We start from the raw sequence: 25,755 nt of genomic DNA, 5'->3' as shown, positions 1-25,755 counted from the left end.
GTAAATCCTGAATGTTTTCTAGTACGGGTTCCTTACTAAAATCGGCTCAGATCAACAAGCAGCATACTCATCTGGAAATACAAATGCCTACTCCAATTAACAAAGAACAGGTTCGAGAACGTCTGGAAGATTTCGACCTACAGCCACTCTTCATTGAGGATCTAGGCTGGGATCACGGTGGAGAGAACCTCGAGGTAACGGTAGGTGATCGTGCTTATCGTCTCGATGCCATAGCGCATAAGCGCGGAATGGTCGCGTATCAGCAAGTGGCACAATCAGATGGCGACTTCCCGGACTATCCCACCCGTCAGAAGATTGAGAAATCGGTCACCAAAGCCGTACGCGAACATATCATCGTCTACACGCCTCACGACCGTTCGTCGCAACACTGGCAGTGGGTGAAACGTGAGCCGGGGCGACCAGACCGCCCTCGATCGCATTTCTACAGTCAAGAACAATCGGGCGAAGCATTGATACAGAAATTGGAGCGTCTGGTTGTCAGCATTGAAGAGGAAGAAGATCTGTCCATTGTCGACGTATCCGGCCGTGTTCGTGCTGCATTTGACGTGGAGAGGGTCACCAAAAGGTTCTACGATCGATTCAAGACCGAACACCAGGCCTTTCTGGGATTCATCGAAGGCATCCTGGAAATGGCCGACCGCGAGTGGTACGCCTCGATCATGCTGAACCGGATGATGTTCATCTACTTCATCCAGAAGCGCGGGTTCCTCGACAGCGACATAGACTATCTCCGAAACAAACTAAACGCGGTACAAGAAGCAGAAGGGGAGGGCAAATTCCACGGCTTCTATCGACTGTTTCTCATGCGTCTCTTCCATGAAGGCCTTGGCCGACCCGAAGCGGATCGGTCAGCGGAACTTACGGCGCTGATCGGCAACGTCCCATATCTCAACGGCGGTCTCTTCGATGTGCATGACCTGGAACGAGACAACCCGCAGATCGAAATCCCCGATGAAGCCTTCGAGTGCATATTTGATTTCTTCGACGCCTACCAGTGGCACCTTGACGACCGAATTCTGCGCAATGACAACGAGATCAACCCCGATGTGCTCGGTTACATCTTCGAGAAATACATCAACCAGAAGCAGATGGGCGCCTACTACACCAAGGAGGACATTACCGGGTACATCAGCCGCAATACCATACTGCCCTATCTCTTCGACGAAGCGAAGAAACACTGCCCCATCGCTTTTACGTCCGGTGGCGGTGTCTGGCGATTGCTACAAGACGATCCTGACAAGTACTTCTACGACTCGGTGCGTCACGGTATCACGTATGACGTCCATGACGGTAAGCCGTTAGTTGAGAAACGTTCATTGCCACCGGATATTGCCGCTGGCCTGCAAGACGTGACCAAACGGGACAACTGGAACGAGGCTGCCCCTGCCGAATACGCACTTCTAACTGAGACCTGGCGCGAGCATGTCGCCCGTCGCGAGCGTTACGAAGAAATCTACGCCAAACTCGCGAGCGGCGAAGTCACTGCCATAAACGACCTTATCACCTACAATCTAAACATAGAGCAATTTGCGCAGGACGTGATCAGCAAAAGCGAAGGGCCGGAGTTGGTCCGCGCATTCTGGAAGGCCGTCACCAGCATATCGGTCCTCGATCCGACCTGCGGGTCCGGAGCCTTCCTGTTTGCCGCCCTAAATATCCTGGAGCCCGTATATTCCGCCTGTTTGGACGCGATGCAACAGTTCCTTGAAGACCAGTACGTCTCGAAACGGAAACATCACCCGGAGAGCCTCAAAGACTTCCGCAATGTGCGCGACGAGGTGGCCAGTCACGACAACGAAATCTACTTCATCCTCAAGTCCATCATCATCAACAATCTCTATGGCGTGGACATCATGGAAGAAGCCGTAGAAATCTGCAAGCTGCGGCTCTTCCTTAAACTCGTCGCCCAACTGGAAAGTTACGATCAGATCGAGCCGTTGCCTGATATCGACTTCAACGTTCGAGGGGGTAATACCTTAGTCGGCTTTGCGTCGCTGGCCGAGGTGGAACGAGCACTTGGCGGCGATCTGTTCAAATTGTCGGAACTTCCCAAGATCGAAGCGCGAGCCGGAAACGCCGATCAGGCTTTTCGACAGTTCAAAAGCATGCAGACACAGCACGAAATTGATGCGGGTGGCGTTGCCAACGCGAAAGCTGTCCTTCGGGGATGTTTGGACGAACTTCGAGTGGAATTAGATAGCTATCTGGCAGGCGAATACGGCATAAAAACCGACGACTCGTTGGCTTACGAACAGTGGAGAGAAAGCCATCAGCCCTTTCACTGGTTCGTCGAGTTCTTCGGGATAATGCAGAGTGGTGGGTTTGACGTGATAGTTGGGAATCCACCGTATGTGGAATACAGCAACGTTAAAGCGGACTACACCGTAATAGGATACTCTACGGAATCCTGCGGTAACTTATATTCATATGTACTAGAGCGCTCATATGCCACACTACCTTCAGGCGGTCGTATGGGAATGATCGTACAACTATCGGTTTCCTGTACTCAAAGGATGATACCCGTCCAAACCAAACTCCACGACGATAGTGTCGGTCTTTGGTTCTCCCATTTTGATGACCGTCCAGCCAAGTTGTTCGATGGATTGCAACATATACGAGTCACGATCATACTTTCGCATAAGGAAAAAACCAATAACAAGCGTACGTATTCCACTTCCTATTCACGCTGGAGATCAATTGCACGGGTGCAGTTATTTCATTCTCTGGCACTGACTTCCATAGGGGAATATCTGAGCATCGTTGAAGGGTCAATTCCAAAAATTGGACAAGTGTTAGGTTCAAAGATAATCCACCGTATTTCAGACCACGAGAAGCTTGGTAACCGACTACTTCAACACGGATCTGGTCTGGTTTATTTCCATAACGCCCCTCAATACTGGATCCGTGCGATGGATTACGCTCCATATTTCTGGAACGAACGAGACGGAGAGCAAATTTCTACGCAGGTTAAGAAGCTGGTTTTAGATAAAAAACCGGATGCTGCTGCGACAGTGGCGGCACTTAACAGTTCGCTTTTCTACTGGTGGTTCTTGATACTGTCAGACTGTAGACACCTGAATCTACGAGAAATCGAGTATTTTCCGCTTGGGCTTGATCGAATGACGGTGGACATGAAAGCTCGCCTCGCCAACCTAACTGACCGACTAATGGCAAACTTCAATAAACACAAGACGCGCAAGGAAACTCTGTACCAAACAACTGGAAAAGTCATCTACGACGAGTTCAATCAGAAGCCGTCGAAACCTATCGTTGACGAAATCGACCGGGTGCTTGCTGAACACTACGGATTTACAGACGAAGAGTTGGATTTCATCGTAAATTATGACATCAAGTACCGCATGGGGCGGTAATGTTCACAGACGTAGATTCTGATGATGTCCACCTTCTCAAATCGTAGTCTACAAACGTTCCTGCAATCCCCTCAATAAATGTAAACCTGGTATGCGACACCCTCCTACGAATCTGTACATTGATACAGAAGTGTTTTGCAGGAACGACCTTAACCTGGACACTACGCATTTCAGAATCCTCAATGAGACCTTTGTAAAAGGAGGACTGAGATTATTGATTCCTGCAATGATGGAAAGGGAACTTGCGAGAAAATACAGAGAAAGAGCAAGTGAAGCGCGAAAGACGTTCGAAAACGCTGTCAAAATACACCCTGTCAGTTCTCTTGGATTTGAGGATCTCCCGTCAGGAGAAGAACTGGAGGAGCAATGCCTTGCCGAACTGCAACAACAATGGGAGGTTTTCAAGGAACACTTTATTGTTGAAATGCTGCCCCTCGTGGGGAGCTTAGAAGAGGTTGTAAATTGGTACTTTGCGGTCAAACCGCCGTTTGCTTCGGGTAAAAAACAAAAGGAATTTCCCGATGCATTAATACTGAGTGCTTTGGATCAATACCACCATCAGCATGGTGCGAGCATAGCCATCGTGACAGCAGATCAAGTGTTTAAAGAGGCATGTCAACCAAGACCATATATAAACCACTATTCTAAATTGGCCGATTACATTAGAGCATTTGAGCCTGAATTCAAACCAGACACATCCAAAATCGAACCTGTAGATCTGTCTAGCCCTATAGTCACTGAGGACCTCACCGTACTCAAGGAGGTACTAGGAAGGGGCAGTTCCGTTACACAGATTGAAATTGACCGTGTGATAATGTTACTGCGAACTCACGGTACAAACTACACCTACTTTTTTTTAAACTGTAGCGATCCAGATTGGTTAAGTCGTCTCAAAAACGACTACTTTCAAAATCCCCCCAGTAAAATCGTTCTCCCTGACGGTACTGTTCAATATCCATCTTGGCCCGAACTTTTCTATCTTCAAAAGATATGCCAGCACGTACCAGATGATGTCATAGATATCGTATTGGAACTCCCGAAAGTCGATAACCCAAGAATCTATGAATATGTTCTGGAAATCGCACTGTCACTTGATGGTGGCCAAGCCGTCAGCCTACAGCCTAAGATTCTGGAGTACGCCAGCCTGAGTCGCTATCTCATACCACACAGATTCGCTGAGATATTAGCCCATTGGACTACCGAGGATCAGACGCAAGCTGCCTTGGATCTTACAGATGTACTTATTCAGTTTCAGCCCGATCCCCAAGCTGAGGACAAATACCAGCGGAAAGCGGAGTACAGTCAGGATGATGTATCTGTATCAATGGATACGATGCTTGAAACTGCCCCGCTTTTAGACGATTGGAACTATCAGCAAGTCATGGAAAAAGGAGTTCGCCCGCTGGTATTGAAAGAACCCTTCAAGGTCGCCCGTATGCTCATAGATGCGACAGCGAACTTGATTCGCCTAGGAAAGCATCAGGACGAGATCGAACAAAGTATAAGCTATGATTCATCGGAAGTATGGTGCCCAAAACTTGAAGAGCAACGACGAGAAAACGCAGAATCCAAGGAAACACTCGTAAACACATTAACATATGCCTGTAAGGAAGTCTTTGCCCAGTTATCTAGAGCAACAATCGCGTCCTTAGATCGTGTTCTAAGAAACCAACGCTGGCAAATATTCGTGCGGCTCCGTCAACACCTTTACACTTTGTATCCGAATGAACAGACAAAACCTTGGGTTCAGGAATTGATCCTTGGCTACAACGATTATGCGGAAGGATCTAGGTATCCCTATGAATTTCAAAGGATGATTAGGACTGCCTGCGAACATTATGGAGCCGCCTTTCTCAAGGAAAGTGACCGAATCCGGATTTTTGATTTGATCGTTAAGGGACCTGAACTGGCGACGTATCGTGAATGGTTTGGCGATCAGTTTAGTGAAAGGGATTTCGAACAATGGAAACGCGAGTACCATCGATTGCAGCTCAGGCCATTTGCTTCAGTACTTTTTGGTGATTACGCCAGTTATTACCAATCACTCGCCAGTGATGACGATGCGGACGAAGTTTCTGATGATACCTATTTGTCCGTCCGAGTACCAACAGGCGGTTTTTTTTCTTATCGAAGTCCAAAAACCTCCGAAGAACTATCCACTTACTCAGACGAGGAAATACTCGAGTACATCAACGCATGGCAGGATGAACATTCGGACAAAGACAACTGGTTGATCAAGGTAAACATCCCGGCATTGGCCGGTGCGTTTCAGTCCGTATTCATCAAGTCGATCATCCCGGATGATAATAGGCTTTCATTCTGGTTAGAGCAAAACTGCGATCTTATAAATCGGCCGATCTATGTAGAATACATGATACAGGCCATGCAAACGCGAGTGGAAGCGGGAAACTTTGATCAACTCAACCGATGGTTTGACTTCTGCAAATGGGTTTTATCCCATCTCGATGAAGATCGCGAGGCAACTATTCGTTACCACGATAGATTAGGGGAAGATGTAAGTTGGCGTTCTTCCAGACGGGCTGTTGGAGACTTAGTTGGGATGTGTCTCAAAGAGGAAAACAACGTTCCGATTTCTAACAGGGTGGCGCTTGCCAGTTTGCTTGAGATTCTCTGCACTCAGTTTGACTACAGTCTTGATCGTGACCAGACCGTGTTGCGAAATCCTGACGATCCGTTTACGTACGCAATAAACACGACAAGAGGTCGTGCTTTGGAACATCTTGTCGATTTCGGCCTTTGGGTGCGCAGGTATAACACCGAGACCGATGTCAGTGAGATCACTTTAATTCTAGAACAACGATTTAAACACGACGCGCGATGCCCTCTGACTATACCGGAATACGCTCTACTTGGTAGATACTTTCCACACCTTCATCACCTTTCCAAGCCATGGGCTGAAAATCACAAGCCTAAATTCTTTCCTAGGGACAACATGCCCGTCTGGCTTGCAGGTTTTGGAAGTTTACTCATATGGAATAACCCCTACATGCCAATCTTCGAGGTTATTCATGATGACTACAAATTTGCTCTGGACCATATGGATGATCTTAAAAAACAGAGTCATCCCGGTCGGGAGGCAATTGACGTTCTAGGTGAACATCTGTTTGTTTTCTATGTACGAGGAGTGTTTCCGCTTTCGGGATGCGGTAGTTTACTGGAGCGTTTCTACCAACGATTGAACGGCGAACGAGAACGGTGGGCGATTTTGTTCGACTACGTAGGTCGTCAACTGAATAGTACAGGTAAGCGGCAAGTTGACGAAACGCTGTGGCAGAAGATATCCGCCTTCTTTGATTGGAGACTTAAAACCGGTGAACCGAAGGAACTTCGTGAATACACATTCTGGATGAAGTCCGAGTGTTTGGAAGCCGATTGGAGATTGGACGCCTATACAAAGATTCTAAATGTTCCTGGTATATTGGATACTAAGATTGGTGAACCACGTTACGCTTCTCTTCATATAATGGCGCTACGAAAGATGATTCCGGAACATACCGCGAAAGTTGTCTTTTGTTTCGCTAAGTTGATCCAAAACATGCCGACAGAAGGTTTGATATACGTCCCTCCTGACGACACTAAGGCCATTTTGAAGGCAGGTCTTAATAACGAAGACGAAAACGTACGTAGGACCGCCGAAGAAGCCCGGGAAACTATACTACGGGGTGGACAATTTGGTTTCTTGGATTTAGACGATTGATCAGTGGCGGCAAAACAACCAGTAAGCAGTGCAAAGGACTCAAAAACTCAGGACGGCCTGACACAAACAACCCGTGCTTTACAAATGGAGTAAGACACCCCGAACGACTCAGCAGAATCAGTGTACGATGAAAAACGAGTTTAAGGCGATTATCGAGTGGGACGACGGTTGGTACATCGCATATTGTGATGAAATACCCGGAGCAAACGGTCAGGGTCGGACCGTAGATGAGGCCCTCGATAATCTGGACAAAGCTATCACGCTAGTGCTGGAAGATCGCCGGAAGTAGGAACTACGAGGAACAATTCCTGAAAGCATACTTTATAAGATCATAGTTGATCTGCGCACGCCGATACTGTAGTTCGATTACTCCGTGCTTTCGCTGGTCGAGCGACTACACACTCCACCACCAGGTTGAAGTATATATCCTCTTATTCCCGATTTCTGGAGCTGTTGTTGAAGTCCACATGTTCTTTCCATTCTGGCCGAACTTTGAGTTCTTATGAAGCATGTCGTATACGTCACTGGTTATCTGTGTAGGTGGCCCAGACCGCGCAGATAATTTGGCAGCATAGTTGGCCGCTCGGCCAACCCACACGAGGTCATTAGCTCCCCGGATACCCGTTCGTGCCACAAAGAGTTCGCTGGTGTCGATTCCTACTACATGTTTAACCGAATAGTTAGTCTTGGGATATTGTTTTTTTATTGCAGGATTGACGATGTTTTTCACGGCATAGTTGATTTTGAGAGCTGTGCGTGCAGCACTACTATTCTTTGAATTACCGATAAAGACCGCCATTACGCGATCACCGTCGTAGGATGTGATTTCTCCACCCTCTGAGCGGATAATCCTGGCAGCGCATACCAAGTAGCATTTGTAAATCTCTGCCGCGAAGAACGGCTTCTTCGTGTCTACCAACCTGGTAGAATCGTCAAGATCTGCATATAGTACCGTGCCATCTAGAATAACCGCATCATTACCGAGTTTCAGGTCATCTGCTTCTGGAATAACCTGGCCAGTGCGTTTGCTCCAGGTCTCTTGGAGGATCTTTCTCACTTCTGAATTGAGGTCGTCACCAAGTCCCATACTCTCTACTCCTTTAACCAGCTTCAGCGCGGACCGACCTTCAGTATTCGGTTTCTCAGTTGGATACACATTGGAGCAATCGCAGATGGAAGCTCGCACTGTGGCCTTTGCTCGTATGTCAAGGGTGTGATTCCTGCGAGGTCCGTTGGAATCTTAATGTCGATGCTATATGGATAGACCAGGAACGTGCGCGAATGTCCCAAGGCTCCCATGAAGAGTCCCAGTTCGAACACTATGTTGTCCCTCGGCGCGTCACTGGTGGTTTCACGGCTGATCACCGTATCGTCAGGAGACAGGAGAAGGACGGCAAAATCGACTATAGACAACTCGCGCTCCAATGATAGGATTGGGAAGTCGGATGCCTCGAAGATGTCATCGGTCCAGACTTTGACTTCAATTGGGTCGTGGGCGAGAGCCGATTGGATAGCTTGAGCGACCGGGAGCGACTCTGTTGAACAGCCAACGAATAAGACGGGCCGTGGATTCATTGATGAGACGAATCGGTTTCGCTGCCTAAGACGTTCGGCCAATGTACGAGCGATGTTCCGCCATAGTCGCGCATTGGCTTCTGCCAGGTTTATGAAAGTCCTTGCAGAAACTCGGGCGACAACTACCTCACCATCAGCGACCGCTGATGCGGACCGTGGCTGTCCAGGATCCACCACTGCCATCTCACCGATGTGCTGTCCCGCTGTCCTAACCGCGATCTCTCTGCCACCTACTCGGATCGAGACCACGCCGGCCAAAATGAAGTAGATGTCGTTGTCTGGTGCTGACTCTTTAATTATGGTAGACCCTTGAGAGAATCCCACGACCTCTGCATGGTTGCAGACAGTCTCAGCGAGTCTGGCATCCCCGCTTGTGACAGACTGATCCCTTAGCGCATCAATCACGAAGGTTCGTCCATCCTGGCCAGTGAATCTCTCAAGCATAGTTAGGCTTTCCTATTCTAACACTTAGTGGTTATGACGGTCCCCGTCACAACTTCGGGTCCGGATCCCGGGTATTCTCGCCACCTTCCTGAATCAGCAGATAGTTCATCGTCGAAGCGGCCTGGCGAAACTTCATCGCCTCCTGGTACGCCGGATCGTTGTACCACGCCTCTGCATGCGCCCTGCTTGGAAACTCCAGGATCACCATCCGCCCGTCGTAGTTCTTGCCCTCGACACAGGCGATTTCCTCGCCCCGTGTCAGGAACCTGCCCCCGTGCTTCTTGACGATGGTTGGGGTCCGGTCGGTGTACTTCCGGTAGGTCTCGGGGTCATGGACGGACATCATGGAGATGACATAAGCAGGCATTGTAGATGCTCCCCAGTCTGGTTGGCGATTCCTGGTAAACGATGAATTCAGCGCGCGAAGCACAAAGACGCCTGACTGACCTCCGGCGGATGTACGATGCGACTGACCAGGCCGCCCGCCCCGTCGTCCTGCCACTGGACCTGTATGCCCTTCAGATCGCGCTGAGCGCCGGCCTGGGCGTCGCCCAGCGGATAGACGCCAAAGGGTCCAAGTACGGTCTGTTTGGAGGTCGCAAACAAAAAGTCGCGTATGGACGCGCGGTCGATTCCCCCTGTGGGCGTAGCGGCCCGGTTGATGCCCTCCGCGAGGAGTTCGACGGCGCCGAAACCCGATGCGGCCTGGTAGTCCGGCATTTTGTTGTAGGCCGCTTCGTAGCGTCGTACGAATGTCTCGTTCGTGGCGATGTACCCTTCCGTACGGATCGATGGATCCCAGGCAGCGTTGCCGATGACGCATCGCCCGGCCGCGCCCACCTCGCCTATGAAGGATGCTCCGCTCGCCAGGAGGAGGGATGTCAGGAGCGGCTTGTAATCCACAACGGCCACGGCTTTCGCGAACGCGATCGCGTCGTCAGAATACCCTCCACCGATGAACAGATCGGCGCCCGCATCCCGGGCCATGGCCGCCAGTGCCTCGTGGTCCGCGCTTCCCGCCGCGTAGGCTTGCTCCATCACGAGGTCGAGTTCCCAGGTCCGAGCCGCATCGCGAATACCCTGGGCCACCGCCGTGGGAAAGGCCGTATCCTCCCACACCAGCGCCACCGTGCGCGCACCGGCCTGCGCAGCCAGTTCCACGGAACCCTCGAGATAAGTCGGGCCCGGATTCGACATCTGCACGCTCCACTGCCGACCTCGATTCTCCCAGATCACGGGAGCCGCTGCTGCCGAAGAGACGAGCGGGATCCCGGCCGATTCCGTCACGTTGATTACGGGTTCGGTGATCCCGCTGCCGTATGGGCCCAGAAAAGCGGTGATGGAATCCGATGCGATCATCTCCTGGTAAAGGCGAACGCTCGCGTCCGCGTCGCTTCCATCGTCGTGAATCACCAACTGCACCTCCCGCCCGCCGATGCCGCCCATCTCATTCAGCATTTCAACGGCTAGTCTGTATCCGCGGCTGACCTCCGATCCGGGCGTGCTGAGGCGACCGGTCTCCGCAACGGCCGTCCCAAGCACGATGGGTTTCGGTTCCGCCATCGGCGCCGGATCAGGCCCCGTCGGATCATCGTTGCCGCACGCGGCCACCGCCATTGCCATCGCTACCGCCGTCACGAGTACCATCGCCAGTACGCCAAGCCATCTTTGCATCATGATCGCGCCTCTCATGTCGTATTGTGCGGGGTATGGCGGCGATTCAAATCCTACCTCACCCTTTCAGCCCGGTGAGTCTGTCCGTCCTGGAGAAAGAGGAAGTGGTCGACGTTTCCCTCTTCGTCCGGGACGAAGGTAATCCGGGCGTCCTCGTCTTCCAGGTAGAAGTCCCCGGACGATTCGAGGATCAGTTCGCTCCGGGGCTGGCCGGGCGGCTGGCCATAGAGCTTGCCGTCGCTGAAGGTGATGTCGACGGTGAATTCGGGGGAGAAGGCATAGGTGCCCGTGCAGGCCACGTAGGCGGTCTCGGTCATTTGCACTACATTCCTCGGGGGCGGCGCCAGGGGGTTTCGGGCACTTAAGAGGTGGAACCCGATGTCCTCGACGCTGGCCGAGCTGTTGGACAGCACCACGACACCCTTTCGCCATTCCTTGAGGAAGGCGGCGAAGGCGTAGAACCCGTTGGTCCGGCCGGTGAGCCAGTGGATGTCGCGGCCTCGCCCGTCCTGGCGCACCTTCCAGCCCAGGGCGGTCCGGACGCCCTCCTCGTCCGTGGGATTCCGGGCCACGATGAGGCTGTCGAAGGATGCGTGATAGCGGGTCGAATCGTCTTCGGTGAAGTCTTCCGGCAGGGCGTAGATGATTCCCATGCTGGCCGACACCAGGGTCATCATGTCCAGGAGATTGGACCGCAGCCCCGTGCCGCCCACGAGGGTCGTGTCGGACCAGGCGGGCACGGGCCGGCGGCCGTCGTCGTGTCCTGTCGCCAGGTACGTCTGCATGGACGGCGTAGGCGCGTTGGCCGTGTTGGCCAGCTTGAGGGGATTGCCGAGCAACTCCCGGACCAGGTCGTCATAGGACTGATCGGCCGCGCGCTCGAGTACGTGTCCCAGAAGCCCCATGCCGAGATCGGAATAGGCGTACCGGTCTTCCAACTCGAAAGGATCGTCCGCCCCGTAGCGGCCTTCCATTTCGTAGCGGCCCTCCGGATCAACACGGCCCGGCGTATCCGAACGGTCTTCGCCTTCACGAGCCAGAGGACCTTCGCCAACCGGATCTACGCCGTCCCGATCTTGGGGACCTTCGCCATCCGAAAATCTGCTGTCCGGTTCTTCGAAATCGAACGGGATCTCGAGCCCTTCGCGCTGCGCCTCCGCGTACCGGTCGAGGAAAGCGTACATCAACTCCACCGAGTACCCCTTCAGCGGATCATCCGGTGCTGAAGAAACCAGGTTGTCCGGCAGGCGGGGCAGTCCGGAGGTATGGGTGGCGAGGTGCTCGATCAGGATGGGGTTTCCTGCGCGCGCGGCCGGTACGTTCACCGTCTCCGGGAGATAGGCGGACACCTCGTCGGTCAGGCTCACGTCGCCCCGCTGGACCATGAGGGACAGCATGGCCGTCGTGTACAGGCTGCTGAGCTGCCCGATCTCGAAGACCGTCATGCCGCTCACGCGCCGGATCGTGCCGCGGTTGAGCGTGCCGTGGGCATAGACGTACCGGTTGATGCCGCGAATGATCCCGGCGACGACGCCCACCGTCTGGCCGTAATCGTCGACGCGTTCCCGCAGCACGCGCTGCACGGGATCCTCTTCCTCGGCCTCTTCCGCACCGGGACTTCCCGCGCTGCCGGTCAAATTGCCCCGCGTACCCTGTGCGTGCGCCGTTCCTGGTGCGAACGCCGTGCCCGGTGTTAACGCAACCGTCGACACGGTGAGCGAAAACAGGATGCCTGCACCACACAACCATGTGAGAAAACAGTTCAGCGAAAACCGCATGACGCCGACCTTCTCCCAGTATGCTTGATGTGCCCAACGCGTTCAGACTACGCAGCGTATTCAGCGCGCTCAGTACAGGCAGCGCGCTCAGTGCCGCGGCACCACCACTTCGTTAACACAGTCCATCCGGACGGGTTCCGCATAGTGGTACACGTTGACGCCTTCTGCGACCGGAGTGGGAACCCGGACTATGAACTCCACCCAGTCCGGTGTATTGAACGCGGCAAAGGCCAGTTCGATCCCTTTCATCATGTCTTCCGGGTCGTGGGACAGGTCCGGCAGCAGCACCGGACCCGTGTCCGGCTGGTAGATCCAGTCCCGCTCGTTGGCATTGATCGTCTTGACCGGGTATTCGAGCACCGCAGCGTACCGGTCGTTCCCGATGGTCGTCCGGGCGTTCAGGGGGACGTTATCGAGGACGGCCTCCACGATGGCCCGCGGCGTCTCCAGGACGCGGCCTTCGACGCGGGACAGGTCGATTCGGACGTCTTCGAAGGTCTCCTCGATGGCGACGACCTGCCGTTCGGGCTGCTCGCCCAGCGTAGGCGGGTAGAGCGTGGCGCCCCGGTCGGCCACTTCGTAGGTCTTGATGGCCATGAAGGTGTCCGACGAGAAGATGGGCTTGAAGTCCGCGTTGGGGATGTGCCAGATATCCCGTTCCACACCGACCTGTTCGGTCTTGCAACTCACCCCCAGGACGTACTCTTCCCGGAATCCACCGTCCTTCGCGGCCACGGTCAGGGCGGCCTCGATGGGTATGCGGGCGTTGTTCAGGGAGTACGGCACCTTCCGGGTCACGGTCTTCGGCGGCTTCTTCTCGGAATCCACCCGGAAAGTAAAGGTTGAACGCGCGAAATCAATGGTCTGCATGGGTCCTCCGGAAATGAACGGAACACGGTGTGTCCGGGCTCCGCATAATATAGTGTTCCCAGCGGGATTCCGGTATAGATTATGCAAGGCGAAACGACCAGTGATCAAAGCCGTCATGGCGAAAGAGCCGTCATGGCGAAAGGGCCGTCATGTCGAACGAACTGACCAGGACCTACCGCCCCTTTTCGGACTCCCGTCCCTACACGCGCTGGTGGTGGTTCCACGACGACATCCGGGAAGAAGACGTCAGGTCTCAGCTTAAATGGGTGTGGGACCAGGGGTTCGGCGGGGTGGAGATCGCTTTCATGTATCCGCAGCCCGGGGCCGGGGAAGGACCCCGCTGGCTGAGCGAGGCGTGGTCCGGCCTGGTCGCCGGCGCCAAGGCGGAGGCGGACCGGCTGGGTATCGGATGCGACTTCACCTTCAGCACCTCATGGCCCTTCGGCGGGTCGATCGTACCGGAGGAGGACGGGGGACAGGTATTCGGCGGGCCTTCGGACCAGCGGCTGGAGAAGTCGTGGGAGCTGTCCTACTACGGCCGGGGCCGGATCCTGAACCACCTGGATCCGGACGCGCTGGAGCGGTACGCCGGCCACGTCGGCGGCGCGTTGGAACCGGCCCTGCGGGGCACCACCTCGGCGCTGTTCTCCGATTCGTGGGAGGTGTACCCGGAGGGGCTCTGGAGCGCGCACCTGGATCCGGTCTTCCGGGACCGATTCGGGTACGACCTGGAACCCTTCAAGGCATCGATCGACGAGCATCCCGATGTGCGTTACGACTACCGGAAGCTCCTGTCGGACGCGGCGATCGAGGGCTTCTTCAGGCCCTATGCCGAAATCTGCCGCCGTCTCGGTTCCGTGAGCCGCGTGCAGTGTCACGGAGCGCCGGCCGACCTGCTGGCCGCCTTCGCGCTCGCGGACGTCCCTGAATCCGAGGCCCTGCTGTTCGAGACCTTCTTCTCGGCCATCCCGGGTTCGGCGGCGGCCCTGGGTGCGCGGCCCGTCGTGACCTGCGAGACCTTCACCTGCATCTACGGCTACGAGCCGTGGCCCGCGCCGTCGCCCCATCACGGCGAGGAGAAGGTGGAGGACCTGAAGCTCATGGCGGACGCGGTGTTCGCCAACGGCGTCAACCACATCGTCTGGCACGGCATGCCCTACAATGCGCCGGGCGGGTCCAACACCTTCTACGCGACCACGCACGTCGGTCCGGACAGCGGGTTCGCCGGCCAGCTTCCGGCCTTTAACGCCTATCTGGCGGAGGCCGCCGATTTCGTCAAGCAGGGCAGGACCTGCACGGACGTGGCGGTATACCTTCCGCTGGAAGACCACTGGATGCGCCACCTGCTGCCCGAGGAGCGGCGCGGTCCGGCCGCCAACTACTACTGGGAACTGCAGACCGTTGAACGGCCGGCCGGCCTTCTCGGTTATCACCCCCTGTGGATCTCGACGCCTTTTCTGGAGGAGGCGGTTGTGGAGGACAGGCGCGTCCGGTACGGCGAGGCTGCGTTTTCCATGATCTACGTGGACGCGGAGTGGCTGGACGGCGACGGCCTTTCGGCCCTGCTTCGCCTCGCCCGGGAGGGCGCCCGGATCTGCGTTCCGCGCCGGATCGCCGCACCGGGCCACCGTCCGCCAGCGGATTACGGGGATCGCCTGACGGAACTGATGAGCCAGCCCTCGGTCACGGCGGATCCGGTCGCCGCGCTACGCCATCCTCCCCTCGTGAGCGGCCGGGACGCGCCGGAGTTCTGGTGCCGGGAGGTCGACGGCGACTACCATGTATTCTTCGCCCATCCCGACACGAAGCGGATCCGGTACCCCATGGCTTACGAGGGCTGGCGTTCTACGGATCGGGTCGAGCGAGAGGTGGTTCTCCACGTCAACGGCAGGGAGCGGACGGTGTACCTGGCCTTCGAACCCGAAGACGCCATGCTGGTCAGGATATCGGCGTCGGGCGCGGTGGACGTGAAACCGGGGCGGATCGAGGTGTGAAACGCAGGCGTGGGCGGCGGGCGCGGACACGGGCTGGTGCGGGCGGAGGACCAGCGCATGCGGACGCGATCTGAGCATGCCCGGCGATTTCCCGAGTGACCGCGTGAAAGGCCGATCCAACTATAAGATCACAATACTGAAATCCAACGGAGACAGAACCCCATGCGCGACCCACGATACGGCGACCTGGCGAAAGTGCTCACCGGACATTCGACGAAATTAAAGGCCGGGGACCGGGTGCTCGTCGAGGCCTTCGACGTGCCCGACGACATGGTGATCTCGCTGATCCGCGCGATCCGGGAGGCGGGCGGCGTGCCGCTGGTCTCCATCAAGCACCAGCGCGTGATGCGGGAACTGGTCCGCGCCGGGGACGAGGACGCCATGGAAGCCGCAGGCGCCCATGAATCCCATCGCATGGAGCGGGTGCAGGCCTACATGGCCCTGCGCGGCAGCCGTAACGTGATGGAGATGTCGGACGTCCCGGGCGAAGCCATGCGGCTCTACGAGCAACGCTGGCTCAAGCCCGTGCACTTCGAAATCCGGGTGCCGAAGACCCGGTGGGTTGTGCTGCGCTGGCCGACTCCGTCCATGGCGCAGCAGGCCGGCATGAGCACCGAGGCCTTCGAGGATTTCTTCTTCGACGTGTGCACGCTGGATTACGGGAAGATGGAACGGGCGCTGGCGCCGCTGAAGGAGCGCATGGACCGCACGGACCGCGTCTGGATCACGGGTCCGGGCACCGACCTGGCCTTCAGCATCCGCGGCATTCCCACCGTGGGATGCTCGGGCGACCGCAACATCCCCGACGGCGAGTGCTTTACCGCGCCGGTGCGCGACTCGGTCAACGGCGTCATCCGGTTCAACACGCCGACACTGTACCACGGCGTGACGTTTACGGACGTGCAACTGAGATTTGAGGAAGGCAGGATTATCGAGGCGACGGGCAACCGGACGGAGAAGCTCAACGAGATCTTCGACACGGACGAGGGGGCGCGCTACATCGGCGAATTCGCCATCGGCTTCAACCCCCACATCACCGCGCCCATGCTGGACATCCTCTTCGACGAGAAGATCGCCGGGTCCTTCCACTTCACGCCGGGTCAGGCCTACGAGGAGGCCGACAACGGCAACCGGTCCGCCGTCCACTGGGACATGGTCATGATCCAGACGCCGGAATTCGGCGGCGGGACCATCGAGTTCGACGGGGAAGTGATCCGGAGGGAAGGGAGGTTCGTCGTTCCGGAACTGGGGGGCCTGAACCCGGAACGGCTGAAGTGACGGACCGGCGGGACTTTCTACTGCTCCAATAGAATGAAGCTGGTCGATCGGGTTACGCGCTCCCCGGTTTGCCGGTCCTCCACCGTCACATTGAGCACGTACACCCCGGGCGTCAGGTCCGCGGTGTCGATCGCCGTATATTCTGCTTCCTCGGACGCATCGCCCTCGCCCTCGTAGGTCAGGACGACGGTCTGCTGGTCTCCGGGCCCATCACGCCGTCCAGGCTGACCTGGCCGACCAGGCTGGCCACCGAATCGACCGCGTGAATCCGGCATGCCCTCGGGGTTGATCTCGAAGTGGGTCGCGTAGGAGGTACTGCCCGCTTCATCCTGGCCCAGGTTGTATACTTCGTAGTACACGTAAACCAACTGTCCCCGTCCGTAGGCGCGCAGGGGATGAGGTAAGATGTTCAGTCCCTGCCTGACGAAAGGTCCGGGCTGGTCGGCCGGCGTGATGCCCGTGGACAGCTTGAGATCGCTGATCATCAGATGGCGCCCCCCGTAGTCGGGAACGGTAACCGGTTTCTTGTATATGCCGATGCGCCGTGAGGCTTCATCTCTCATCTCCACCGCCGCCGTAAATTGGCCCGGAGGCACCTGTACGTCGACTGCCAGTGCGTAAGCCGACACCCTGGCCTGATCGGAACTTATCTTACGCTTCGGCCGTTCGATGGGCCCGAAGCGGAACCTCTGATTGAACACAGGGCTGAAGACCGAGTCGCGCAGCGCGGCCTGGTTGCTCAGGAAGGATTCGGCCCCCCGGCCGTCGGTGACGTCGCCGAACTGCCAGACCGGAATGCTGTAGGCCAGTTCCATCACCGTCCAGTCGCCTGCCCCCCGGAAGGTGGTGACGTCGAAGGCATAGTCCAGAGACTCGCCGCCGAAATCGTGCGCATAGTCCTCGGGAGTTTTCTCTATCAGTTCCTCGGCAACCCGAGTGGGATGGTACCGGTGCTGACGGACCATGGTACCCCGGTTCGCATCGGCGGTCCATAATGGATAGTCGAAATTGCCGTTACTCAGCAGATCCACGAAGAAAAGTTCCATATCGTGTTTTACGTACACCCAGCTTTCGACCGTGTAACCGTAGTTCAGTTCCCTTTTCGCCCGCATCGCGATTAAATCCACGGCGGGTGGAGGTGCGGTGCCGTAGCCTCCGAAAAGAAACCCCTGTCCCGGACCTCCCTGCAGCCTCAACTGATAACCCGCAAGCAGGTTCCTTTCACGGATCGCATCCACGGCGGGATTCCCGGTGAGTTGGTGGTTGATGTCTGGATCCTGGTAGGGGCTGAACACGAAACGGCGGCGGTCGTCGGGCGCCCCATAACGGACATACACCTCTCCGCGGCGATCATAGGGATGTTGTCCACTGGAATACAGAAGCCTGGAGTACATCACCCGCTTGTAATGTTCGACCAGGCGTTCATTCTCGACCGTGGCCGGATTGGAATCCCGGGCGTTCCAGAAGTCCCGCCACACCTTTTCCCGGTCCGCGCCTTCCGAGGATCGCCAGGCTTCCAATACGTCCGGGGGCGCCACGTGGACCAGATCCGCATACACTTCCTGTTCCGGCGGGTCAAGCGTCTTGATGTACGTCTCCAGCGACCGCTGGAGCAGATCGTACTGTTGCTCGTTGCTCATGGTCAACGCTTCGAACTGCGTGAGCATGGCCCTGATCACATCCGGCACGATGCCCTCCATCTCCTCCGCCATCTGCCGCAGCCGCTCCGCGCCCCGTTCGTAGTATTCGAACCGGTGGCAGATTCCCGCGAATCGCCGAAGCGCCTCGGGATGTTCCGGATTGACCTGGTACTGTTTCAGATAGGCGTTCAACGCCTGGATGTAGTCGTTGTAGCGGTCCCTGACCAGATTTTCGCGGTCAGCCAGATTCAGTTCCTCGTAGCATCGTCCCAGTTGAAACCAGGCGTCCGGATGCGTGGGATCCAACTCCACGGCCCGCTGGAAGTAGTCCCGTCCATCCGGGTCACTGCCGATCAGCCAGCCCTTGTCGCCCTGGTCCATGAAGGTCAGCCCCATGATGTACCGGTATTCCGCGCTTCCCGGGTCGAGTCTTAACGCCTTACGAAGCGCCTTCCGCGCATCGAGCCTCCGGCGGGGCATGCGCGCGTATACGAGTCCCATGCCAACGTGACCCGGCGCCCAGTACTTGTCCCGCCGTACAGCCGTCTTGAAGGACTCGAGCGCTTCCTCGTCCCTGGACAGGGCGTACAGAGCCATCCCCAGCCAGTAGTGGGCAGGCGCCGCCTTTTCGTCATCGAGGACCGCCTGCTCCAGGTGAGACAGCGCATCGCTGTACGCGCCCAGACCGTAGAGGCGCCTGCCCTCTTCGAGCGGGGACAGGCCGGCCGGCGTAGTCTCCAGCGGGCCTGTCCCTGGTGAGCCTGTCGGTGTCGACCCGGACGAACCGGACTGGGCAAGCGACTGGCCGCACGGCGCGCCAATGAACAGTATCAACGCTGCAGCCGGAATGAAACGGGCGGCCGTCGCAACAAAAAGGAGTGTAGTCATGGTCTCCTTGAACTTTCCTACCGTTCCATGACCAGGAAGTTGGCCGATTTGGTCACACTGCTTCCCGCGTTCAAATCGGTGAACGTGACGGTGAGCACGTATTCACCCGCCGGCAAACTGGAGGTATCCAGCGACGTGTACTCCCGGTCCTCGGCCGCGTATCCTGCTCCGGAGAAAACCATCATCACCGTCTGCATGTCCCCCTGCCCGCGGGCTGACCAGCCACGCCGCTCATTACCGTTCCGGGGACTGATCTCGTAGAGGATTTCGTACGCCGTCTTCCCCTCCCCGTCCAGGTTGAGATTGTAAACCTCGTAGTAGACATAAACGGGGTTTTCCCGGATGTAGAGTCGTCCCGGATTGGGCGTGATGTTCAGTCCGTTGCGCACGAAGGGGCCCTGTACGCCGGACGGCGTGATCAGGGTGGCCAGCTTGAGGTCGCTGATGAGCAGTTCTTCCCCGCTGTAATCCGACAGCCTGACCGGCCTTCGATACACCCCGATTTTCTGCGACGTTTCGTCCCGCACCTGGACCGCTAGCGTGTAATCTCCCGACGGCGCCACGACGCGCTCGGGCAAGGTATACACCGGGACTTTCACGTGGCTCTCGGCCAGTTGCCGCTTCGGCCGGTCGAAGGGACCGAATCCGAACGCGTGGCTGAACCTCGGGCTCATGGCCGAATCGCGCAGGGTGACCAGGTGCTCCAGCCTGGTGCTGTTCCCCTTGCCGTCCGAAACATCCCCGAACTGCCATACAGGTATGCTGTAGGACAGGTCCAGTTCCGTCGCACCGTTGTCCGCCCTGAAGCTTACGGCGTCGAAGGCGTACTCGAGCGGCTCTCCGCCAAAGTCATGCCGGTATTCCTCGGGACTGCGCTTGATCAGTTCCCCGGCGAGCCGCCGGGGACTGTACAGTTCCTGCCGGACCGTCTCCTGCGGGGACGTTAGCAGGTTTCCCCATGGGTAATCGAACCTGCCCCCGCCGAACTGGTCGACGAAGAACAGCTCCAGGCCGTATCGGGCATATACCCAGCTTTCGGTGGCGTATCCGTGCCCCATCAACTTTCTCTCATCCTGCATGGCCAGTTGTCCGGTTGATGCGACGATCCCGTCGGCCAGTATACCGCCGGCCTCGTACATTTCTTCAGTCATTCCCTCGGGCGTGACGATCGTCATGCGGCCCCGGTCGACACGCAATCGATAACCGTACCGGTTATTCCGCTCCCGGACAGCGTCCACGGCCGGATCATCGGCAATCGCGGCCGACCCGTAGGCGTTTCGATCCGCTATATGGACGTCGCCGCGGCGGTCTTCCGGTGCTCCGAAGCGGACGTGTATTTCGCCGCGGCGGTCATAGGGATGCTGACCCTGCGAGTAATGGTACCGGGCGTACATCACCCGCCGGTAATGCTCCACAAGGCGTTCGTTCACCACCGTGGCGGGATTCGAATCCCTGGCGTTCCAGAATGCATGCCAGCGCGCATCGCGTCCGCTGCCGCCGGCTTCCTGCCAGGACGCCAGTTCGTCAGGCGGGGCTACGTGCGCCAGGTCCCGGTAGACTTCCTTTTCGTCAGGTTCTATAAGGGAAAAGTAGGTCTCAATAACCTCATGCAACACGTCGGGCCGTGGTTTTGCGTCTTCGGAAAGCGTGCTGAATTGCTTCCGCAGGGCCCCGATTATAGCCGGTCCCAATGCGCCCAGGTCGTCGGCTGTTCCCGGGTTGTCTGTTGCGCCCAGGTCGTCGGCTGCGCCCAGGTCGTCTTCGGCCCCTTCGAGCAGCTCCACAGCCAGACCGTACCAGTCGGTTAGCAGGGCCAGGTAGACGAAACGGCCGAGTGCGTCGTTATGAAAAGGATTAACTTTGAACTGCGAGAGATAGGCCGCCATCGCCTTGTCGAATTCGGGCGATTCGGGCCGTTCGTAACAACGGCCGATCTGGTAAAAAGCATCGGGATGGGCAGGATCCAAAACCGTCGCCTTGAGGAAAAAAGACCGTCCGTCCCTGGCGCCGCCGACAATCTGGTCGGTCAGTCGCGGGTTCATATGGGCGATGCCCAGGTGGTACTGGATTTCCGGGTCGGTCGGCGCCAGCCTGGCCGCCATGCGCAAGGCGTTGCGTGCGTCCAGTATCCGGTATTTGATCCGCAGGTAGGACTTGCCCAGCCCCAAGTAGCCCGATGCCCACTTCTCGTCCAGTTTGACCGTACGCTTGAACGAACTCGCCGCCTTCCGATATGCTGCAAGTTTGTAGTGAGCCATGCCCCGCCAGTAGTGCGCCGGAGCGGAACCCCCGTCCTCCTCTATCGCCTGCTGAAACTGCGCCAGCGCTTCCCGGAACCGTTCTGCTTCGTAATGCGCCTTGCCCGCTTCCAGGGAAGAATCATGGAGATTCTCAGGTACAGAATGCTCAGACGCGGGTACGGGCGCGGGTGCGAGCAGGGCCTGGGCAGGACGCTGTGAAGCGCAAAACACCAGGGCCGCAACAAGCAGTACGCAGAATCTGGACATGATTTAAACAGAACTGTTGGCGTGCTTGGACGCGAAAGGAGTGGTATATCTTAAAAAAACTACAATAAAGCGATTCAGTGGTCAATCTTAATTCGCCTACTCGCGCCGCAGGGTATCCGCCGGATTGATCAGGGCGCTTCGGAAGGTCTGCAGGCTGACGGTGACCAGGGTTATGGCAAGGACCACGATACCTGCCAGGATAAATGGCCCCACGCCGAGTTCGGCGCGGTAGGCGAAGTCGGCCAGCCATTCATTCATGAGCCACCAGGCCGCCGGCCAGGCCAGGACGTTCGCGATGAGGACGAGGTAGACGAACTGTTTCGACAGCAAGCCCATAATGTCCGATACGGCGGCGCCCATCACCTTGCGGATGCCGACCTCCCGTGTGCGTCGTACGACCTCCAAAGAAACCAGGCCGTATACACCCAGGCAGGCGATCAGCAGGGCGAAGACCGCCGAATAGGTGAAGATCCGCGCCAGGTTGGTCTCTTCCACGTAGAAGCGGGCAAGGTCGTCATCCAGGAAGAAGTACCCGAAGGGCGATCCCGGCGCCACTTCGGTCCACACTTCTCTCAGCAGATCCAGCGTGGCGGGCAGGCCCCGCTCGCTGACGCGCACCAGGAAATAACGGATCTGGTCCATTTCATCCCCGAATACCACGGGATTCAGGGTGAGTATGACGGGTTCGATCTCGTGGTGCATGGACCGGTAATGATAGTCTTCCACCACGCCGACGACCGTGACGCCGTGCGGCAGCGTGCGGCCAACAGGATCTTCCCATCCCATCGACCTGGCCGCGGCCTCGTTGATGATGCATGACCCCGATTCGTCTCCCCCGAACTCCCTCGAGAAATCGCGACCCGAGACGAGGTTCAGTTCCAGGGTCTTCACGTAGTCGTAGTCCACGGTATACATGAACGCTTCCAACCGGTTGCCGGCCGTGTCGGCGTACGCGGCCTGGGCCAGTCCCCGGTTCGGACCGAAGGAGTTTGATACACCGGTCACGTCCAGTACGCCTTCGTAGGATATCACCCGATTCCTGAAAACATCCAGGCTGCCGGAACCCTGGTCTTTCTCGATCACGACGATGTTCTCGGCATTGAAACCGAGGTCCCCGGTCCGGGCGAAATCCAGCTGCCGCGTCATGACCAGAATGGAGACGACGAGCGCCGCGGACAGCCCGAACTGCACGACCATGAGGCCCCGGATGAGCAGGTTCGGCCCGCCGACCTGGATCCGCCGCTGGAAGATGGCAACCGGATTGAACCGGGAAAGGACCAGGGACGGGTAGCTGCCGGATACAAGGGCGACCAGCAAGGTGAACGCCAGGAGTGCGGCCAGCGTGAAACCGCTGGAAAGGTAGTCGAGGACGAGTGAACTCCCCGCCAGCGAATTGAAGACGGGCAGGAAGAGATGGGCCAGGATCACCCCGAGCACGAGGGCGAAGCAACTCAGCACCAGCGATTCTCCCAGGTGCTGTCCCGCGATCTGCGACTGCTGCGCGCCGAACACCTTGCGGAGACCGACCTCCTTCGCGCGGGTCGAGGAACGGCATATGGCCAGGTTCATGAAGTTGACGCACGCTATGAAAAGGACGAGCAGCGCGATGCTGATCAGCAGGTAGGACCGGTTCGGATCGCTGGCGGTACCCAGACCGTTCCCTACGCCCGGGTCCAGGTGGGTGTCCGTGAGCGCCTGGATTTCCAGCACACTGGACATCTGTCCCGAAAAATGGGCGCGTGAGAAATCGGGGAACTGTTCCGTGAGCAGATCGGCCTGTTGCGGATCCGACAGTTCCGCGTACGTGGACGTGACCGAGTAGTTCCAGCTGTCAACGGCATCGGCGAGCCAGGCTGCCATGCCAATCGTCCGCTCGAAGGGAAGCAGGAAATCGAATTGAATGCTGGAATTTCCCGGGGTTTCCTCCGTCACGCCGGTCACGGTAAACGGTTCATCCATGATCGTGAGGCGCCGGCCCAGTGCGCTTTCCTGGCCAAAGTACTTCTCCGCAATGGACCGACTGATCACTAAAGCGTTGAAATCGGCGAATACCGTCTCGGGATCTCCTTCGATAAGCGGAAACGAAAACACCAGGAAGAACGAGGGATCGCAGGTGAGCATGCGATCTTCCCTGAACGTGTCGTCCCCGACACGCACCACCAATCCACTACCGAACGACCGGATCCTGACCGTTTCGACCACCCCGGGGAACTGGCGTTTCAGCGCCGGCGCAAGCGGAATCGGTGTAATCGCGGTGCGGAACGGGGTACCGTCGAAGCCCTGCCCCGATACGTTCACACGGAAAATCCGGTCCGCTTTCTCGTGGAAGGTATCGAAGGTCCACTCCTGGCGCACGAAGAGGAATACGAGCAGGCTGCAAGCGATGCCGGTCGAAAGACCCAGCGTGTTGATGAGGAAGTAACCCTTGTTGCCGAAGAGGTGCCGAAGCGCGATGACGAGTTGGTTTTTGAACATGGCCACACCCACTCCTGGGTCTCACGGTGGCACAAAGTAAGCACTCACCGGGGGAACCGCATTCCCGGTGGGATGCAAAAGGGGATCTACGGTTTCGACCCGCCGATCCCCTTGAAGGTTGCATGTTGGAAACTGTTAAGATTCAAAACTTCCGATACGCTGATACGCGTCCTGGTCGATCAGGGATCAACGGTAAACGTGTTTTCGCTGCGGCGGTGACTTCTTTCACCATTGAGCGTAATCTCACCGACCAGTCGATACTCACCCGCGACTTCGGAATCGTATGGGCATGCATCATACATCACCCGTGTGGCTTCAATGTCCGTCCATGTACTGCCCATATCATCGCTTCGCTGCCATACGGAGTAATGGACGGTAAGGGTGTCTCCAGTCACGGAATTATGCCAGTCTATAATGCCCTCGGGGGGAAAGGGTGCAACAATTGCGATTAAACTGTTCTTCGTGAAACAGACAGAGCCTTCTAGTACAATCTCAAAACCTGTTGAAGTACTGAATATCAACTTATTGCGCTCGACCCTCACACCTTCCCACTCGACGTATTCAATCTCAGGAACCGGCACCATCACCGTAATGCTCACCTTGTCCGACACTTCACCGGAAGTGGCCGTGACTTCGGCCATGCCGTCGCCCACCGCTTCTACCAATCCGTCCTCGGCCACGGTCGCTACGGCTTCGTCACTGCTCATCCACTTTACGTCCGGTTCGGCAATGGGCACGTCGTTCGAGTCGCTGACCGATGCCATGAGCTGCAAGGTCTGACCTATCTCGGTCAGCGTGGTGGCTTCGGCGTCGACCTCGATGCTGATGTTCGCCGGAACCTGGGAGACGGTGATCGCCGCGCTACCCATGGCATCACCGGCCTGGGCTGTGATCTCCGCCGTGCCATTGCCCACCGCGGTGACCAGGCCGTTCGCGTCCACGGTCGCCACGGACTCGTCGCCGCTCGACCAGGTCACCGTCGCGTCCATCATGGCGTTTTCACGCTGGTCCAGCACTGTGGCAGTTAATTGCACGGTCGCATCAATTGCTTCGAGCGTGTGCGCATCCGGCTCGACCAGGATGCTGGTCGCCACAGGCTCGAATACGGTTACGGTGATCGCCGCGGTCCCCATGACGTCGCCGGCCTGGGCCGTGATCTCCGCCATGCCATTGCTCACCGCCGTCACCAGTCCCTGGTCGTCCACGGTTGCCACGGACTCGTCGCCGCTCGACCACGTCACGGTCACGTCCGACATTACATTCTCGTTCTGATCACGTACCGTTGCCGTCAGTTGTACCGTCGCGCCGATCATCGCCAGGGTATGCGACGAAGGCTCGATCGTGATACTTGTCGCTACGGGAGTCGCGACGGTAATCGACGCACTGGCAGACAGGCTGCCGGCCTGGGCCGTGATCTCCGCCATGCCATTGCCCACCGCGGTGACCAGTCCCTGGTCGTCCACGGTTGCCACGGACTCGTCGCCGCTCGACCACGTCACGGTCACGTCCGACATTACATTCT

At 57.3% G+C, this 25,755-nt stretch carries 15 protein-coding genes; 5 read left to right on the top strand and 10 right to left on the bottom strand.

All coding sequences use genetic code 11. The features are described 5' to 3' along the window. The first annotated feature begins 83 nt into the window (after positions 1-83). The 3 genes from F4Y38_06055 to F4Y38_06045 all read left to right on the top strand — a co-directional run bounded on the left by F4Y38_06055 (position 84) and on the right by F4Y38_06045 (position 7,399). A complete protein-coding gene (locus F4Y38_06055) occupies positions 84-3,392 on the top strand; it encodes an SAM-dependent methyltransferase (GenBank protein ID MXY48850.1) in 3,309 nt (1,102 codons plus the stop codon). A 214-nt stretch (positions 3,393-3,606) separates the two neighbouring features. Next, positions 3,607-7,110 (top strand): hypothetical protein, encoded by a 3,504-nt coding sequence (locus F4Y38_06050; GenBank protein ID MXY48849.1) that lies wholly within the window; start codon positions 3,607-3,609, stop codon positions 7,108-7,110. Positions 7,111-7,237: 127 nt separating this feature from the next. Further along, positions 7,238-7,399 (top strand): type II toxin-antitoxin system HicB family antitoxin, encoded by a 162-nt coding sequence (locus tag F4Y38_06045; GenBank protein MXY48848.1) that lies wholly within the window; start codon positions 7,238-7,240, stop codon positions 7,397-7,399. Positions 7,400-7,504: 105 nt separating this feature from the next. On the opposite strand, the gene F4Y38_06040 is transcribed toward F4Y38_06045, so the two are convergent. The 6 genes from F4Y38_06040 to F4Y38_06015 form a co-directional block, all read right to left on the bottom strand. Then, positions 7,505-8,197, bottom strand: a complete 693-nt coding sequence (locus tag F4Y38_06040) for an adenylate/guanylate cyclase domain-containing protein (GenBank protein ID MXY48847.1) — start codon at positions 8,195-8,197, stop codon at positions 7,505-7,507. A gap of 23 nt (positions 8,198-8,220) precedes the next feature. Further along, the gene (locus F4Y38_06035) at positions 8,221-9,129 is read right to left on the bottom strand and encodes a cyclic nucleotide-binding domain-containing protein (GenBank protein ID MXY48846.1); all 909 of its coding nucleotides are present in this window, start codon (positions 9,127-9,129) and stop codon (positions 8,221-8,223) included. 46 nt (positions 9,130-9,175) lie between these two features. Further along, complete coding sequence (locus F4Y38_06030; GenBank protein MXY48845.1) at positions 9,176-9,496, bottom strand: DUF1330 domain-containing protein; 321 nt, start codon at positions 9,494-9,496, stop codon at positions 9,176-9,178. A gap of 47 nt (positions 9,497-9,543) precedes the next feature. Continuing rightward, the gene (locus F4Y38_06025) at positions 9,544-10,821 is read right to left on the bottom strand and encodes an ABC transporter substrate-binding protein (protein MXY48844.1); all 1,278 of its coding nucleotides are present in this window, start codon (positions 10,819-10,821) and stop codon (positions 9,544-9,546) included. Between the two features lie 35 nt (positions 10,822-10,856). After that, positions 10,857-12,581 carry a serine hydrolase gene (locus tag F4Y38_06020; protein MXY48843.1) on the bottom strand — a complete coding sequence of 575 codons (1,725 nt, stop codon included), beginning with the start codon at positions 12,579-12,581 and terminating at the stop codon, positions 10,857-10,859. An 87-nt stretch (positions 12,582-12,668) separates the two neighbouring features. After that, positions 12,669-13,451, bottom strand: a complete 783-nt coding sequence (locus F4Y38_06015) for a hypothetical protein (protein ID MXY48842.1) — start codon at positions 13,449-13,451, stop codon at positions 12,669-12,671. A gap of 149 nt (positions 13,452-13,600) precedes the next feature. Between F4Y38_06015 and F4Y38_06010 the strand changes: the two genes are divergently transcribed. Both F4Y38_06010 and F4Y38_06005 read left to right on the top strand, forming a co-directional pair. Next, positions 13,601-15,445, top strand: coding sequence for a hypothetical protein (locus tag F4Y38_06010; GenBank protein MXY48841.1), 1,845 nt, complete (start codon positions 13,601-13,603; stop codon positions 15,443-15,445). Positions 15,446-15,607: 162 nt separating this feature from the next. Then, the gene (locus F4Y38_06005) at positions 15,608-16,723 is read left to right on the top strand and encodes an aminopeptidase (GenBank protein ID MXY48840.1); all 1,116 of its coding nucleotides are present in this window, start codon (positions 15,608-15,610) and stop codon (positions 16,721-16,723) included. Between the two features lie 17 nt (positions 16,724-16,740). Here F4Y38_06005 and F4Y38_06000 read toward each other — a convergent pair whose 3' ends face one another. The 4 genes from F4Y38_06000 to F4Y38_05985 form a co-directional block, all read right to left on the bottom strand. Continuing rightward, positions 16,741-19,251 (bottom strand): tetratricopeptide repeat protein, encoded by a 2,511-nt coding sequence (locus F4Y38_06000; GenBank protein ID MXY48839.1) that lies wholly within the window; start codon positions 19,249-19,251, stop codon positions 16,741-16,743. A 17-nt stretch (positions 19,252-19,268) separates the two neighbouring features. Further along, positions 19,269-21,758, bottom strand: coding sequence for a GWxTD domain-containing protein (locus tag F4Y38_05995; protein MXY48838.1), 2,490 nt, complete (start codon positions 21,756-21,758; stop codon positions 19,269-19,271). 96 nt (positions 21,759-21,854) lie between these two features. Then, positions 21,855-24,233: an FtsX-like permease family protein gene (locus F4Y38_05990; protein ID MXY48837.1), complete on the bottom strand. Its 2,379-nt coding sequence runs from the start codon at positions 24,231-24,233 to the stop codon at positions 21,855-21,857. Positions 24,234-24,412: 179 nt separating this feature from the next. Further along, positions 24,413-25,747, bottom strand: a complete 1,335-nt coding sequence (locus tag F4Y38_05985; GenBank protein ID MXY48836.1) for a hypothetical protein — start codon at positions 25,745-25,747, stop codon at positions 24,413-24,415. Positions 25,748-25,755 lie beyond the last annotated feature (8 nt).

The organism is Gemmatimonadota bacterium, from assembly GCA_009838645.1.
GTDB lineage: Bacteria > JAAXHH01 > JAAXHH01 > JAAXHH01 > JAAXHH01 > JAAXHH01.
The sequence above is the reverse complement of the archived record's forward strand: the minus strand, read 5'-3'. Positions and strand labels throughout refer to the sequence as shown.